The following is a 15,067-nucleotide window of genomic DNA, read 5'->3' on the forward strand; positions in this document are numbered from 1 at the left end:
TTTGGCTTGTAAGGTGCTGGCATGACGCTGCGCGTGTTATTCCTGTTGATGCTGTGTGCCTGGCTGCCGCTGGCGACTTCGGCTGGCGAGTTGCCGACGCCCGAGGCTGGCCCGGTGCTGCGCATCCAGGGCTCCAACACCATTGGCGCGGCATTGGGCCCGGCGCTGGTTGAGGGGTTGATGCGCGAACAGGGCCTGCTGAAGATTCACAGCGAGGCCCCGGACAAAGCCAACGAGCTGCGCGTCATCGGCGAAACCGTTCAAGGCCGCCGGGTCGCGGTGGACATTGCGGCCCACGGATCCAGCACCGGCTTCACCGCCCTGAAAACCGCCACCGCCGACCTCGCCGCCTCCTCGCGCCCGATCAAGGACAGCGAACGGGCAGACCTTGCACACTTGGGCGACTTTAAAAGCGCCGGCGCCGAGCAGGTCATCGCCATCGATGGTCTGGCGATCATTCTTCATCCGCAAAATCCGTTGAGTGAACTGAACACCGAACAACTGGCGCGAATCTTCAGCGGCGAGGCAAAAACCTGGGAAGAACTCGGCGGCAGTGGTGGGACGATTCATCTCTATGCGCGGGATGACCAATCGGGCACCTACGACACGTTCAAGGAATTGGTCCTCAGCCGTCATGGGAAAACCCTGAGCAGCGCTGCGAAACGGTTCGAATCCAGCGAGCAATTGTCCGACGCGATCAGCCTGGACCCGCAAGGTATCGGCTTCATCGGCCTGCCTTACGTGCGTCAGGCCAAAGCCGTGGCGATTGCCGATGGCCAATCCCAAGCCATGTTGCCGCTCAATAGCCTGATTGCCACGGAAGATTATCCGCTGTCTCGTCGGCTGTTCTTTTACCTGCCGCCCAACGGGAAAAATCCCTGGGCCGACGCATTGGTCGCGTTCGCCCAAAGCAGCAAGGGCCAGGCGATTGTCGCGGCCAATGGTTTTATCGCCCAGACCGTCCAGGCCATGACGGTCACGCCGAATGCATTGATGCCGGAGGGTTATCAGGCGCTCAGCCGTCACGCCCAGCGCCTGACCGTGAATTTCCGTTTCGAAGAAGGCAGTGCGACGCTGGACAACAAGGCCCGTCAGGACCTGTGGCGGGTGCTCGACTATATAAAGCAGCGTGACAAGACCAATCGGCAGGTGACGCTGGTGGGGTTTGGCGACGCCAAAAGTGATCCGGCGCGGGCCGATCTGCTGTCGAAACTGCGCGCCATGGCGGTGCGGCGGGAACTGGTGAAAAGCGGCGTGGTGTTTCGCGAGATTCGTGGTTTTGGCGCCGAGATGCCAGTGGCGGCCAATAGCGCGGATGAGGGGCGAATCAAGAATCGGCGGGTTGAGGTTTGGGTGTATTGATGCCTCGGCTGATTCAGGCATACCACCTTTGCAGTAATGGGCTTACCTGTGGCGAGGGGGCTTGCCCCCGTTGGGTGGCGAAGCCGCCCCAAACCGGTTACCCGCGTTTTTCAGGAAGACTGCATTTATCGGTTTTACGACTGCTTCGCAGCCCAACGGGGGCAAGCCCCCTCGCCACAGGTTTTTAGTTGCCTCAGGATTTGCAATCAGCCGAGGAGTTTCTGCAGCTGCGCCGTGGTGTCCACCGCGCCCATGGTCTTGGCGGCATCCAGCGCAGAGACGCCATTGGCGTCCTTGGCTTTCGGGTCGGCGCCTTTGCTGATCAGGTAGTCGACGATTTCCACGCGATTGAACATCGCCGCCATCATCAGCGCAGTGCGACCGTCGAAGGACGAACCTTCCACTTGCGCGCCGCCGTCAACCAGTGCCTTGACCACCGCCAGATCACCCTTGAACGCCGCGCCGGCAATCGGGCTCTGGCCGTTGTCGTTGCGGATTTCCGGGTCGGCCTTGTGTTCGAGCAGGACTTTTACCGTCTCCACGTGTCCGTGATACGCAGCCAGCATCAGCAAGGTGTCGCCCTTGTGGTTACGCAGGTTCGGCGGCAGGCCCTTGGTCAACAGCGCAGCCATCATGGCCGCATCGCCCTCACGCGCCTTGTTGAATACCTGTTCGGCAAATTCAGCGGCTTCTTCGGGGGTCATCTGGCGGCTTTGGTCTGACATTGGGCACTCCACGTTCTGTTATTCGCAAAGCCGACAGTTTCCCGAGCAGCCCCGAGGCTGTCACTTCTTTTTTCTCATGGACGGCCATAGGCACATTCAATAGCGCTGCATTCAATAACGAAAAGCGCCGCCGTGAATATCCGCCAGCAACTGCGGAGTAACCTGCACGTAAGTCTGGGTCCCTGGCAGCCAGGCATAGATCGGATCATCGCCGGTTTTGCCGGGGTCGAAGGCTTCATCCTTAAGCCGGGTCTTCTGATATTTGAAGGTGCCGGTGGTCTCCATTTTCACCTTCACTCGCAAGAACAAAGGCACCGCATAGGCGGGCATTTGCTCACGGGCGAACGCCAGCAGTTCACTGAAATCCAGGGTCGCCAAGGACTCGGCTGGCGTAATCGCCGCCATCCCGGCACGCCCGTTGGTGTTGCGGATTTCCACGCCGTAGGCCACGGCTTCGGAAATATTCGGGTGTTGCAAAAGGATGTTCTCAACCTCGGTGGTCGAGACGTTTTCGCCCTTCCAGCGGTAGGTATCGCCCAAACGGTCAACAAACTGCGCGTGACCGAAACCGATGTTGCGCAGCAGGTCACCGGTATTGAAGTAACGGTCGCCCTTCTCGAACACGTCGTGCAGCACAACCTTTTCGGTCTTCTGCGGATCGGTGTAGCCATCCAGCGGCGCCTTGTCGTCGATCTTCGCCAGCAACAGCCCCTGCTCGCCTTTGGCGACTTTGCGCATGAAGCCCTTGGCATCCCGAATCGGCGCACCGCTGTCGTGGTCGTACGCCGCCAACTCCCATGACATCAGGGAAAAACCGACGGTGTTATCAAAGTTGAGGATGTTGGTGAAGCCGATGTTGCCGTCGCTGGCGGCGTACAGCTCACAGATATGATTCACCCCGAATCGCGTCTTGAACTCGCCCCACGCGCCGGGGCGCAGGCCATTGCCGATCATCTTCGTCACGCGGTGCTGGCTGTCGTCGGCGCTGGGCGGTTGATCCACCAGGTAGCGGCACAATTCGCCGACGTATCCGAGGGTGGTCGCGCGGTACTTGCGCACATCGTTCCAGAATTGACTGGCGCTGAACTTGCGGCGAATCGCAAAGCCCGAGGCGCCACTGATCGCCGAGCCCCAGCACACGCATAGCCCGGTGGCGTGATAGAGCGGCAAGGTGCAATAGACGACATCCTCCGGACGCATATCCAGGGCGATCAGCCCGAAGCTCGCGGAGCTGCGCATCCAGCGGCCGTGCTTGAATACCCCGGCCTTGGGCAAGCCGGTGGTGCCCGAGGTGTAGATATAGAAACAAGGGTCGTCGAAAAAAACCTGCTGACTGCTGGCGGGGTCGGCGCTGGAGCTGTCGGCACTGGCGGTCATCAGGTTGATGAACCCGTCGGGCGCAATGCCCGGATGGCTGAAGGTGTCTCGATCAGCGACGAACCAGGTGTGCGCCGCGTCGATCGACACCCGTTCGCGAACCGCCGAAAACGCCGGCACCAGCTCTTCTCCGACAATGATCGCCGCGGGCGCCACCAGGTTCAGGCTGTGAGCCAGGGTATCGCGGGTCTGCGAAGTATTGAGCAAGGCACTGATCGCGCCGACCTTGGCCACCGCCAGGATCGTCACCAGCAGTTCCGGGCGATTCTCGATAAAGACCGCTACCACATCGCCCTTGCGGATGCCTTGGGCAATCAGATGATGGGCAATGCGATTCGCCCACTGGTTGACCTGAAAATACGTCAGCGCCACCTCGCCCTGCAGCAATGCAGGGCCATCGGGATTGCGCAATGTCGCTTGCTCGAAGCTCCAGCCCAGGCCGCACGATTGGGTCGGGTCCTTGACGTTGGCGGCTTTCATGCCTTTCACCACGCGAGGAATGGCTTTGGCAATGGAAGGCAGCTTGCGGAGCATCATGCCCCAGGTAATCGTGTCGTTCGGCGTGCGGCTCATGGTTGCTCCCGGTCGATCTTTTTATTGTTCGGGCGGCGTTGATTGAGGCCGAAAATACGTCAGCGGTTCCTGAGCTGTACACGCGGTTTTTGAAATGATTTGTATCCACGTCTGCGGCGGTCGAAAGCGTGAGCTTGCGCGGGGCAATTGGTTCCATCGAATCGATGTCGACCACGCAAAATGCAGGATGCACGATGGCCATTCATGCAGATTGCACGAAAGTGCAAAAACACTGAAAAACCAACCTATTGATATATAAGGATTTTTAAAAAATCAGGTGCTGGCACAATCACTGCAACTACCTCTGCATGCTTGCCATTCAAGAGCTAACGGAGCTGATAGACATGAACCTGATCCAAGAAAAATTTTCGTCCCTGTTCTCCAACTTCGAAGTGACCACCCAGCCACGTCCTGATGGTGGCATTCTGCTGACCTTGAGCAGCACCGACGGCAAAGTCTTCAAACGCTCGATTTCCTACCAGCAATTGCATGCAGGTGATCAGCTGTCCTGGGTGATCAGTGCCATTCGCCGTGACATCGCCGAACAGGCCAGCGAACTGCCGCAGATTTCCATGCTGCAAAGCCAGCAGCGGTTTGCCCTGCCGACGTATCACTCGGTTTAAACCGTTGCAGAGCTGTAAACAAACAGGCCGTGAGCGCTTTCGCTTCACGGCCTGTTTTGTTTCTGACGGTACGCAATCCTTGCCTCTGTTCCCTGATTCCTGATTCCTGATTCCTGTTCCCTGATTCCTGATTCCTGATTCCTGATTCCTGATTCCTGATTCCTGTAGGAGCTGAGCTTGCTCGCGATGGCGGTGTATCAGGAGACATTAGTGCTGACTGATACACCGCCATCGCGAGCAAGCTCAGCTCCTACAGGGTTATGTGGTTATGTGGTTATGTGGGTATGTGGGTATGTGGGTATGTGGTTATAGGGTGGAAGGATCGATCCGCGCAAAACTGTCCACCGTCACATGCCCCGCCAGCTCCCCGCCCTCTCGGGCCAGTCCGCACGTCGCCATTCCCGCCGTGCGCGCCGCGTCCAGTTCCTCGACGATGTCGGACAGAAACAGGATCTGCGAAGCGTCCAGGTCAATGGCCTGGGTAATGCGCTCGTAGGACTTCGCTTCACGCTTGGGTCCCGAGGTGGTGTCGAAATAGCCACTGAACAGGGGTGACAGATCCCCCGCTTCCGAACAGCCAAAGATCAGCTTTTGGGCCTGGATCGAACCGGACGAATAAACAAACAGTTTAAAGCCGTCCTGATACCAGCGCTTGAGCGCTTCAACGGCGTCCGGGTAAACGTGGCCTTTCAACTCTCCGGCCTGATAACCCTGCTCCCAGACCATGCCTTGCAACGCTTTCAGCGGCGTGGCTTTGCGGTCTTCGGCGATCCAGCCCAGAACAATCTCGATCACTCGCTCGACGTCGGCGTTCGGCTCGTTGCTATCCCGGCGAACGGCGTCCAGTTGCTCGGCAACATCCGCATGCGCGGCGTGCTGGCGAACAAAATCCGGCAAGTGTTTGGCGGCGTAGGGAAACAGCACGTCGAACACAAAACTCACCGCGCTCGTAGTGCCTTCGATGTCGGTGAGAATTGCTTTGATCGGCATCGCCTCAGTCCTCAAGACGCGGGAACCGGCTGGCGATGTCTTCGCCGGTGAAATTGGCCACCCAGCCTTCGGGGTTGTTGAACAGACGGATCGCGACGAAATGCGGATGCTCGCCCATGTCGAACCAGTGAGGGGTGCCGGCCGGTACCGAGATCAGGTCGTTTTTCTCACATAGCACCGCGTAGACGTAATCGCCGATGTGCAGGGAGAACAAGCCACGGCCGGCGACGAAAAATCGTACTTCGTCTTCGCCATGGCGATGTTCGTCGAGAAACCTGGCGCGCAATTCGGCTTTTTGCGGGTGGTCGCTGTTCAGGCTGATGACGTCGACGGTGATGTAACCGCGTTCGGTCATCAGCTTGTCGATTTGCTCCTGATACGCGGCGATCACTTCTTCCTGACTGGCGCCGGGCTGGATTTTCGCCGTGGCTTGCCAGCGGTCGAAACGCACGCCCTGCTCGGCCAGGGTCGAGGCGATGTCTTCGAAATGTGTCAGCACCTTGTTAGGTAAATCAGGGCTTGAGACGTGGTAAACGGACAGGCTGCTCATCAGGGCAACTCCTTAACGGTTCATACTTTACAGTTCAAGAGTGAGCGCATCTTCAACTCGCACTCGAACAAAAATTCAAAGGCCTCGATCTGCCGCAGTGCATCGCTCATGCGCGCGCCCCAGGTGTAGAGACCGTGGCCGCGGATCAGGTAGCCGACGCAATCGGGATGCGCGTCTAGCCAAGGCTGCACCTTGGCGGCGAGGCGCGCAATGTCCTGGTCGTTGTCGAAAATCGGCACACGCACCCGGGATTCGTGGGTCGACACACCACTGAAGGCTTTTTGCAGTTCGTAGTCTTCGAACTCGATGAAGTCTTGCGGCGTCAGGCGCGACAGCACCGTGGCGTTCACCGAATGCGTGTGCAGCACCGCGCCGATCTCCGGGCGCCAGTTGTAGAGCTGGGTGTGCAGCAGGGTTTCGGCGGACGGCTTTTTGCCCGGTTCCAGGCTGTTGCCGGACAGATCGGTCGCCAGCACATCGTCGGGGCCGAGTTGGCCTTTGTGCTTGCCGGACACCGTCAGCAGCGCTTCAGTCGGCGACAGGCGCGCCGAGTAGTTGCTGCTGGTGGCCGGTGACCAGCCGCGGCCATACAGAAAACGCCCGGCATCGATGATTTCCTGGGCGAGGTGCTCACGGGTGAGGCTCATGGCCTGTCCTCTTGCATACGTGTCGCAATGATAACGGCTGCCGCGAAGGCTGCGAGGCTGGCAATACTAAAGGTCAATGCCGGGCCGAGGGCATTCCAGCTGTAGCCGGAATACAACGCGCCCAGTGCGCCGCCGGTGCCGGCCAGTGCGGCGTATAACGCCTGGCCCTGCCCTTGTTGGCGTGCGCCGAAGCTACGTTGCACGAACTGGATGGCAGCCGCGTGAAAGCTGCCGAAGGTCGCCGCGTGCAGTACCTGGGCAAACAACAGCACCCAAAGGAACTCAGCGAACGAACCGAGCAACAACCAACGCAATGCCGCCAACAGAAAACTCGCCAGCAACACCCGACGCACGGAGAAACGCGCGAGGATCTTGCTCATGGCCAGAAACATCAAGACTTCGGCGACCACACCGACCGCCCATAGCATACCGATCAGCCCACGGCTGTACCCGAGTCGCTCCAGGTGCAAGGTCAGAAAGGTGTAATAAGGACCGTGGCTCATCTGCATCAGCGCCACGCAACCGTAAAACGCCAACACCCCGGGACTGCGCACCTGCTTGAGAAAACCGTCCCCCGCCAACCGTTCGCTCTGAATCGGTTGAGCGTTGGGCACCCATAGGCTGCTGACCACGATTCCGGCCAGGATCAGCACCAGCGCCACCGGGTAGATGTCGAGGCTGAGCCATTCGAACAATCGGCCAAGGGCGACCACGGTAATGATGAAACCGATGGAACCCCACAAGCGGATCTGACTGTAGCGGTTAGTCTGGCCCTGCAAGTGCGCCAAGGTGATGACTTCGAACTGCGGCAATACCGCGTGCCAGAAAAACGCGTGCAAGGCCATGACCATCGCCAGCCAGGCGTAGGTCTTGCTGACGAAAATCAGCGAAAACGTCAGCAGCGTGCAGACCGCACCGAAGCGCACGATGGCCAGGCGTCGGCCGGTGTAATCACCGAGCCAGCCCCAGATGTTCGGCGCCACGCAGCGCATCAGCATCGGGATCGCCACCAGCTCGCCGATGCGCGCGCTGGAAAAGCCCAGGTGATCGAAGTACAGCGCCAGAAACGGCGCTGTCGAACCGAGCAAGGCGAAATAGAACAAATAGAAACTGGAGAGCCGCCAGTACGGGAGCGCCGCCACTGTCCTTAGACCGCAGCGGCTGTGAGGTCAGCCATTAAAGCTGACCCAGCACCGGCGTGCTCACGCGCACGTCCAGGTTCTGCCCACGGTGACGCAACAGGTGATCCATCAGCACGATGGCCATCATCGCTTCGGCGATCGGTGTGGCGCGGATGCCGACGCACGGGTCGTGGCGACCCTTGGTGACGACTTCCACCGGGTTGCCATGGATGTCGATGGAACGGCCCGGCGTGGTGATGCTCGAGGTTGGCTTGAGCGCCAGGTGCGCGACGATCGGCTGACCCGACGAAATGCCACCTAAAATGCCGCCCGCGTTGTTGCTGAGGAAACCTTGCGGGGTCATTTCATCGCGGTGTTCGGTGCCGCGTTGGGCAACGCTGGCGAAACCGGCGCCGATTTCCACGCCTTTGACCGCGTTGATGCTCATCAACGCGTGAGCGAGTTCGGCATCGAGACGGTCGAAGATCGGCTCGCCGAGGCCCGGCATTACGCCTTCAGCGACTACGGTGATCTTCGCGCCAACCGAATCCTGGTCGCGACGCAACTGGTCCATATAGGCTTCCAGTTCCGGGACCTTGTCTGGATCAGGGCTGAAGAAAGCGTTCTCCTCCACCGAATCCCAGGTCTTGAACGGGATTTCGATCGGGCCGAGCTGGCTCATGTAGCCACGAATGACGATGCCCTGAGTGGCCAGGTATTTTTTCGCAATCGCACCGGCTGCCACGCGCATGGCCGTTTCACGGGCCGAGCTGCGACCGCCGCCACGGTAATCGCGCTCGCCGTATTTGTGGTGGTAGGTGTAGTCGGCGTGGGCCGGGCGGAACAGGTCCTTGATCGCCGAGTAATCCTTGGACTTCTGGTCGGTGTTGCGGATCAACAGGCCGATGGAGCAACCGGTGGTGCGTCCTTCGAACACGCCGGAGAGGATTTCGACTTCGTCGGCTTCCTGGCGCTGGGTGGTGTGGCGGCTGGTGCCGGGTTTGCGGCGATCCAGGTCACGCTGCAGATCCTCCAGAGAGATCTCCAGGCCCGGCGGGCAGCCGTCGACAATGGCGACCAACGCCGGACCATGGCTTTCGCCCGCGGTGGTGACAGTGAACAGCTTGCCGTAGGTATTGCCGGACATGCAGGACGCTCCGTGAATTCGAACCAAATACGTAATGCGCGCCAGTATACGCAGGCTACCCAACTAGTTCATCCTCGAACCTTATGGGTGCCTGCGAGTCCAACCGGCATCTTGTTCATGATGGCGTGATGATGCTGCGAGTTATAGCCTTGAGCCTTACCCTCTTTACCGGCTTTGTACAGGCCACTGTCCTGCAACGCCCGATCACCTTGGACACCGGCACCGGCGAGCTTTTCGGCTCGTTATTGCTGCCCAAGTCCGACACGCCGGTACCGGTTGTCCTGATCATTTCCGGCTCCGGTCCTACAGATCGTGACGGAAACAACCCCGACGGCGGACGCAACGACAGCCTCAAGCGTCTCGCTTGGGTACTGGCCAAACACAACATCGCCAGCGTGCGATATGACAAACGTGGCGTGGCGGCGAGCCTTGCGGCGACCCCGGATGAACGCAATCTGTCGGTTGAAGCCTACGTGGCCGACGCCGAAGCCTGGGGCCGCAAGCTCAAAACCGACCCGCGATTTGGCCAGTTGATCCTGCTGGGCCACAGCGAAGGCGCCTTGATCGCCAGCCTCGCGGCGCCGAGCCTGGATGCCGCCGCGGTCATTTCCATGTCCGGCAGCGCCCGGCCGATCGATCAGGTGCTGCGCCAGCAATTGAGCAATCGCCTGCCGCCACCGCTGATGCTGCGCAGCAATGAACTGCTCGACAGCCTCAAGGCCGGCCACACCGACGACAACGTGCCGCCGCAGTTGCAGGTGATTTTCCGCCCGAGCGTGCAGCCGTATCTGATTTCATTGTTCCGCCAGGATCCGGCGGCGGCGTTCGCCAAGTTGAAGATGCCGGCGCTGATCATCCAGGGCAGCAACGACATCCAGGTCGGTGTCGGTGATGCCAGGCTGTTGAAGGCCGCCAAACCGGACGCCGAGCTGGCGCTGATCGAAGGCATGAACCACGTGATGCGCATCGTGCCCAACGATGTAAAACGGCAATTGGCCTCTTATAAGGATCCGCAATTGCCTCTGGCAGCGGAACTCGGCACGCGAATCCTCGGGTTTATTGACGGACTTCGCGCAAGTTAAGCGGCGTTAGGGGCGTGAAAACTGGTTGAGAACGTCTCCTAACCCTCCAGTCCTGAAAAAAACGGCCGATAAGCTTTTGTCGCCAGCGCTATGACTGGCGGCAAGCAGAGCTTGGACAGGATCTCGCCGTTATGACTGATACCCAGACTTCACCCGATACCACTGCTGAAAAAGACGCACCACCAGTGGTCGAGCTGCCATGGGCGGACGTCCACGCCGAGCACCACAAGATGCTCCGTCTGGCGCCATTGAAAACCGACCGCAACACCGGTGGACGGCCGCTGCGCTTTGTTGAGTTCGGTTACGCCGAGCGCAACAACAAGGAACACAGCCTGATGCGCATGAGCATTGCGCTGCCCGGCCAGCGCGTGCGCAAGGAACAGAATCATCTGGACGTGTGGGTCGATCACGCCACCAAGCGCGTGCATTTCGGGCCTGACAGCGGTTTACAGATCGAACCGATGAACCGTGGCATCGGTCGTTTCATGGCCGCTCAGGGCATTACCTGGGCGAAAAAGAGATGGCCCGGCTACACCGTCGACGGCACCGACCTGAACAACAAGGATGCGCTGAACGAAGACACTCGCCTGCGCCGCGATCACTTTTTGCGGATGCATGGTTTCGACGTGATCTACGCCGACGCCCAGCATTTGAAGGGCAGCGTCAAAGAAGTGCAGGTCGGCGACCTGTTGAGTGACTGGAGTACGGAAAAATTGCAGGTCGTGGAAATTCTTGAGGCGGCGCAGATGCTCCAGCAAGCCGAGCAAAATCTCGCCGAGCAGGAAGTCAAACTCAAGAAACACGAAGAAAAAGTCAGCAAGTACAAGCGCGAAGACGCCGGACTGCGCTTTACCATTACCTGCCTGGTGGCGTTTGCGGTGTTTCAGGCGGGGTTGTTGATCTGGATTGCCACACACCGGTAACAACTTTAGACCGAGGTGTGGCCATCGCGGGCAAGCCACGCTCCCACAGGTTTTGTGTGTACCACATCATTTGAGCACGGCACAAAAACCTGTGGGAGCGGGCTTGCCCGCGATTGCTTTCGGGGTCAGACGCGGGAAGCGAACAGCGCCTGATGGTTGCGGCACTGTTCCGCCGTCAGCATGAACACGCCATGCCCACCGCGCTCGAAATCAAGCCAGGCGAAGTCGACTTCCGGGTACAGCGCCGAGACGTGAACCTGGCTGTTGCCCACTTCGACAATCAGCAAGCCCTTCTCGGTCAGGTGATCCGCCGCTTCGGCGAGCATGCGACGCACCAGGTTCAAACCATCATCACCGCAGGCCAGGCCCAGCTCCGGTTCGTGCTGGTATTCATCCGGCATGTCGGCGAAATCTTCCGCATCGACATAAGGCGGGTTCGACACGATCAGGTCAAAACGCTGACCTGGCAAACCATCAAATCCGTCACCCTGCACCGTGTACACCCGCTCATCGACGCCATGGCGCTCGATGTTCTGGTTGGCCACTTCCAGCGCTTCAAACGACAGATCGGCCAGCACCACTTCGGCGTTCTGGAACTCGTAGGCACAGGCGATACCGATGCAGCCGGAACCGGTGCACAGGTCGAGAATCCGCGCAGGTTCGGCGCCCAGCCACGGTTCGAAACGTTTTTCGATCAGCTCGCCAATCGGCGAACGCGGGATCAATACGCGCTCATCGACTATGAACGACATGCCGCAAAACCACGCCTCACCCAACAGGTAGGCGGTAGGAATGCGTTCTTCGATACGGCGCTTGAGCAAGCGTTGCAGCTTGACCAGCTCGTCTTCTTCAAGATTGCAGTCGAGGTAGCTGTCGGCGATTTCCCACGGCAAGTGCAAGGCACCCAACACCAACTGACGCGCTTCGTCCCAGGCGTTGTCGGTCCCATGGCCGAAAAACAGATCCTCCCCATGGAAGCGGCTGACGGCCCAACGGATATGGTCACGCAGGGTACGAAGTCGGGAAGTGATCACGGGGTAAACTCCAAAAAAAACGACTGGCGATTCTAACAGCCAAAACGCGTCTCGACGACGCGGGAAAACTACCGGGGCGAATGTAGGACTAATCTATTTTTTCGACCGGCTATTGAACAAAACGGGCCTATTGACAAGGCTGCGAGCCAGCAACGACGGCGCCTACGATGGTAGCGATTCACAGAAGCGCTCAGCCAGAGGACAATGTCGCAAAAGCCCCACCCGAAGGAGCCCCAGAATGTCCGTTCCAAAAACGATGTTTCAACTCAGCGGCCGCGGTTATGCAGCTGCCGTTCTGAGCCATGCGACCCTTGTCATCATCGATGCCCAGAAAGAATACCTCAGCGGCCCGTTGGCCTTGAGCGGCATGGATGCTGCCGTCGCGAACATCAAGCAACTGGTGGCTGCTGCCCGTGCAGCCGGCCGGCCGATCGTCCATGTCCGCCACCTCGGTACCGTCGGTGGGCTGTTCGATCCACAAGGTGAGCGCGGTGAGTTCATCCCGGGCCTGGAACCACAGGGCGACGAAACCATCATCGGTAAATTGCTGCCGAGTGCGTTCCACGGCACCGAACTGCTGGAACGCCTGCAGAATCTCGGCTCGCTGGACCTGATCGTGTGCGGTTTCATGAGCCACTCCAGCGTCAGCACCACGGTGCGCGCCGCGAAGAACCTGGGTTTTCGTTGCACGCTGGTAGAAGACGCCTGCGCGACTCGCGACCTGCCTTACAAGGGCGGCGTATTGAGTGCAGACCACGTTCAGCAGACCGAAATGGCGATCATGGCGGACAACTTCGCCACCCTCGCATTGACTCATGAACTGATCTGATCGACGCTCGATGAGCGGTCCATGCCGCCGCTCATCCGCAAAAACCTATCATTTGCTGTAATTGTCTTAGCCTCAGGAACATCCCGGTCAACTCCCGGTCGAAGGGCCGATACCCATTGAGGAAGGTCGGAATGAAGTTATCCGATGGTTTTGACGCTCGCCGCTTGCGGCCCAAAGGCCAACGCAACTGGCGTTTTCGAATCGGCGCGGCATTTGCTGCCTTGCTGTCGATGAGCGGTGTGTTGCTGGCGATGGCAGGCATAGCCAGCCTGCTTGGCCACGCACCCGCCTTGGGCGAGTTGAATACCAACCGGGTCGGTTCGGCAGTGATTCTGGCGATTGGCCTGTTCGTACTGTACCTCGGCGTGTGGCTGTGGCGTCGCTGCCGTCGCCGCTCGCGGCAGTCGCAAGCGCTGAACATCTCCCCGCATTTGATGAAAAAGCACGACTGAGCCGAGTGCTGTGCGTTTTCTCGCGCCCCATTCCCCTCGAGTTGGGTAAACTGGCCGCCCTTCGCGGAGGCTGACATGCAAGACGACGATTTTTCCCTGTTCAAAAGCGCGATCCAAGGCGTCAAGCCGATCAAACACGATCGCGCCGAAACCGGCAAACCCAAAGCTGACCGCGCGCAAATCGCCAAGTTGCGTCAGGCCGCCACTGTGCGCACCGATGCCACCACCGTTGACGGGCTGTCCGATCAGTTCGTCATCGATGTTGGCCCGGAAGACGAGCTGATGTGGGCGCGTGACGGTGTTCAGGAAAGCCAGATGCGCAAGCTCAAGATCGGACAGATCCCGTTCGAAGGCAGCCTCGACCTCCATGGCATGAGCGTGGAAAAGGCTCGGGAAACCCTCTGGGCGTTTCTGGCCGAAGCGACCAAATTCGAAATCCGCTGCGTGCGCGTCACCCACGGCAAGGCTGTGCGTCTGGACGGCAAGCGGCCGATGATCAAAAGCCACGTCAACACCTGGCTGCGCCAACATTCACAAGTGCTCGGCTTCACCTCGTGCCAAGCGAAACACGGCGGCGCCGGAGCGGTTTATGTGATGCTCAAACGGACCATGATGGAAGGTCGCGACGAATAAAGCTGTCGCCTGGCAAATTATCGGGATAACGATTTGCAATGATATAGGAGCTCCCGTAATACTCCGCAGATGGAATTCAAAGAACGACTCAAAGCAGCCCGCCAACACGCCAAGCTCAATCAGACCGAGCTTGCCGAACGCGCAGGCCTGACCCAAACCTCAATCTCCGACCTCGAGCGCGGGAAATCGAAGGCAACAGCCTTTGCTGCCCAGATCGCTTCAGTGTGTGGCGTTTCACCGATGTGGCTGGCTGAAGGTGTCGGTGACATGCTCAAGGGGGTGTCCGATGCTGCTCCGTTGAATCGCCCCCCTCCAAGCGTTTCAATGTCAGACATTCAGCCTTGGGACGACAGCACGCCCCTGGATGACGACGAGGTTTATGTCCCCTTCCTGCGTGAAGTTGAGCTGGCGGCCGGCTCAGGCCGTTTCGTGATCTCAGAAAGCGACAGCGCCAGGCTGCGCTTCTTCAAGAAAGACCTGCGTCACAACAACGTGCAGTTCAGCAACGCCAGGTGCGTGGTGGTGAGCGGAAACAGCATGCTCCCGGTACTGCGCGACGGCGCTACCGTGGGCATGAACGTCGGAAAGAACTCGCTGGGCGACATCGTCGACGGCGACATGTACGCGATCAACCACAACGGCCAGCTCCGCGTGAAACAGCTCTACCGACTGCCCAGTGGGATCCGCCTACGCAGTTTCAACCGAGACGAGCATCCGGACGAGGACTACACCTTCGCCGAGATCCAGGAGCAGCAGATTGCGATCTTGGGTCATGTCTTTTGGTGGGCGATGTATTCACGGTGAACTCAGTTGCAGTGATTCGGGAACGTCCAGTGCCATGACGTGCAATACGGCAAATCGACGCCCACCCAAGAGAGCCCGCCAAGCGCGGGCTTTTTTTGTACCTGGAATATAGGTACGGAATAAAATATGGGAATACCCATTGACACATAATATGGGAACACCCATATTTGTATTCAAGCCAACGAGAAATCGATC

General features: G+C 59.2%; 16 protein-coding genes. 8 read left to right on the forward strand and 8 right to left on the reverse strand.

All coding sequences use genetic code 11. The features are described from left to right. Positions 1-21 precede the first annotated feature (21 nt). Positions 22-1,362 carry a substrate-binding domain-containing protein gene (locus PMI27_RS17505; RefSeq protein WP_008146097.1) on the forward strand — a complete coding sequence of 447 codons (1,341 nt, stop codon included), beginning with the start codon at positions 22-24 and terminating at the stop codon, positions 1,360-1,362. A gap of 206 nt (positions 1,363-1,568) precedes the next feature. Here the strand turns inward: PMI27_RS17505 and PMI27_RS17500 are convergent, their stop codons facing one another. Further along, positions 1,569-2,087: an ankyrin repeat domain-containing protein gene (locus PMI27_RS17500; RefSeq protein WP_008146100.1), complete on the reverse strand. Its 519-nt coding sequence runs from the start codon at positions 2,085-2,087 to the stop codon at positions 1,569-1,571. A gap of 111 nt (positions 2,088-2,198) precedes the next feature. Further along, a complete protein-coding gene (locus PMI27_RS17495) occupies positions 2,199-4,037 on the reverse strand; it encodes a long-chain-acyl-CoA synthetase (protein WP_008146101.1) in 1,839 nt (612 codons plus the stop codon). 344 nt (positions 4,038-4,381) lie between these two features. On the opposite strand from PMI27_RS17495, the gene PMI27_RS17490 reads away from it, so the two are divergent. Then, the gene (locus tag PMI27_RS17490) at positions 4,382-4,660 is read left to right on the forward strand and encodes a DUF3509 domain-containing protein (protein ID WP_008146103.1); all 279 of its coding nucleotides are present in this window, start codon (positions 4,382-4,384) and stop codon (positions 4,658-4,660) included. 306 nt (positions 4,661-4,966) lie between these two features. Here PMI27_RS17490 and mtnC read toward each other — a convergent pair whose 3' ends face one another. The 5 genes from mtnC to aroC are packed head-to-tail and all read right to left on the reverse strand — an operon-like array spanning position 4,967 to position 9,115. Then, complete coding sequence (mtnC, locus tag PMI27_RS17485) at positions 4,967-5,650, reverse strand: acireductone synthase (protein WP_008146107.1); 684 nt, start codon at positions 5,648-5,650, stop codon at positions 4,967-4,969. Between the two features lie 4 nt (positions 5,651-5,654). Further along, positions 5,655-6,200: a 1,2-dihydroxy-3-keto-5-methylthiopentene dioxygenase gene (locus PMI27_RS17480; RefSeq protein ID WP_008146110.1), complete on the reverse strand. Its 546-nt coding sequence runs from the start codon at positions 6,198-6,200 to the stop codon at positions 5,655-5,657. Positions 6,201-6,220: 20 nt separating this feature from the next. After that, on the reverse strand, positions 6,221-6,847 hold the full coding sequence (locus tag PMI27_RS17475; protein WP_008146112.1) for a methylthioribulose 1-phosphate dehydratase: 627 nt from the start codon (positions 6,845-6,847) through the stop codon (positions 6,221-6,223). Then, entirely contained in the window at positions 6,844-7,989 is a 1,146-nt protein-coding gene (locus PMI27_RS17470; RefSeq protein ID WP_008146114.1) for an MFS transporter, read from the reverse strand. The genes PMI27_RS17475 and PMI27_RS17470 overlap by 4 nt, the downstream gene beginning before the upstream one ends. Positions 7,990-8,023: 34 nt before the next feature. Beyond that, complete coding sequence (gene aroC, locus PMI27_RS17465) at positions 8,024-9,115, reverse strand: chorismate synthase (RefSeq protein ID WP_008146116.1); 1,092 nt, start codon at positions 9,113-9,115, stop codon at positions 8,024-8,026. An 83-nt stretch (positions 9,116-9,198) separates the two neighbouring features. Here aroC and PMI27_RS17460 point away from each other — a divergent pair, with 83 nt between their 5' ends. Further along, positions 9,199-10,197: an alpha/beta hydrolase gene (locus PMI27_RS17460; RefSeq protein WP_008146117.1), complete on the forward strand. Its 999-nt coding sequence runs from the start codon at positions 9,199-9,201 to the stop codon at positions 10,195-10,197. Between the two features lie 131 nt (positions 10,198-10,328). Further along, positions 10,329-11,120, forward strand: coding sequence for a hypothetical protein (locus PMI27_RS17455; RefSeq protein WP_008146118.1), 792 nt, complete (start codon positions 10,329-10,331; stop codon positions 11,118-11,120). 125 nt (positions 11,121-11,245) lie between these two features. Here PMI27_RS17455 and prmB read toward each other — a convergent pair whose 3' ends face one another. Continuing rightward, positions 11,246-12,154, reverse strand: coding sequence for a 50S ribosomal protein L3 N(5)-glutamine methyltransferase (prmB, locus tag PMI27_RS17450; protein ID WP_008146120.1), 909 nt, complete (start codon positions 12,152-12,154; stop codon positions 11,246-11,248). 238 nt (positions 12,155-12,392) lie between these two features. Here prmB and PMI27_RS17445 point away from each other — a divergent pair, with 238 nt between their 5' ends. The 4 genes from PMI27_RS17445 to PMI27_RS17430 all read left to right on the forward strand — a co-directional run bounded on the left by PMI27_RS17445 (position 12,393) and on the right by PMI27_RS17430 (position 14,872). After that, positions 12,393-12,983: a cysteine hydrolase family protein gene (locus PMI27_RS17445; RefSeq protein WP_008146122.1), complete on the forward strand. Its 591-nt coding sequence runs from the start codon at positions 12,393-12,395 to the stop codon at positions 12,981-12,983. 131 nt (positions 12,984-13,114) lie between these two features. Further along, positions 13,115-13,435, forward strand: a complete 321-nt coding sequence (locus PMI27_RS17440) for a hypothetical protein (RefSeq protein WP_008146123.1) — start codon at positions 13,115-13,117, stop codon at positions 13,433-13,435. Positions 13,436-13,510: 75 nt separating this feature from the next. Next, complete coding sequence (locus tag PMI27_RS17435; RefSeq protein ID WP_008146127.1) at positions 13,511-14,068, forward strand: Smr/MutS family protein; 558 nt, start codon at positions 13,511-13,513, stop codon at positions 14,066-14,068. 69 nt (positions 14,069-14,137) lie between these two features. Beyond that, complete coding sequence (locus PMI27_RS17430; RefSeq protein WP_008146129.1) at positions 14,138-14,872, forward strand: XRE family transcriptional regulator; 735 nt, start codon at positions 14,138-14,140, stop codon at positions 14,870-14,872. Positions 14,873-15,067: the final 195 nt, after the last annotated feature.

Origin of the sequence: Pseudomonas sp. GM41(2012) (genome assembly GCF_000282315.2) — a bacterium.
Lineage (GTDB): Bacteria > Pseudomonadota > Gammaproteobacteria > Pseudomonadales > Pseudomonadaceae > Aquipseudomonas.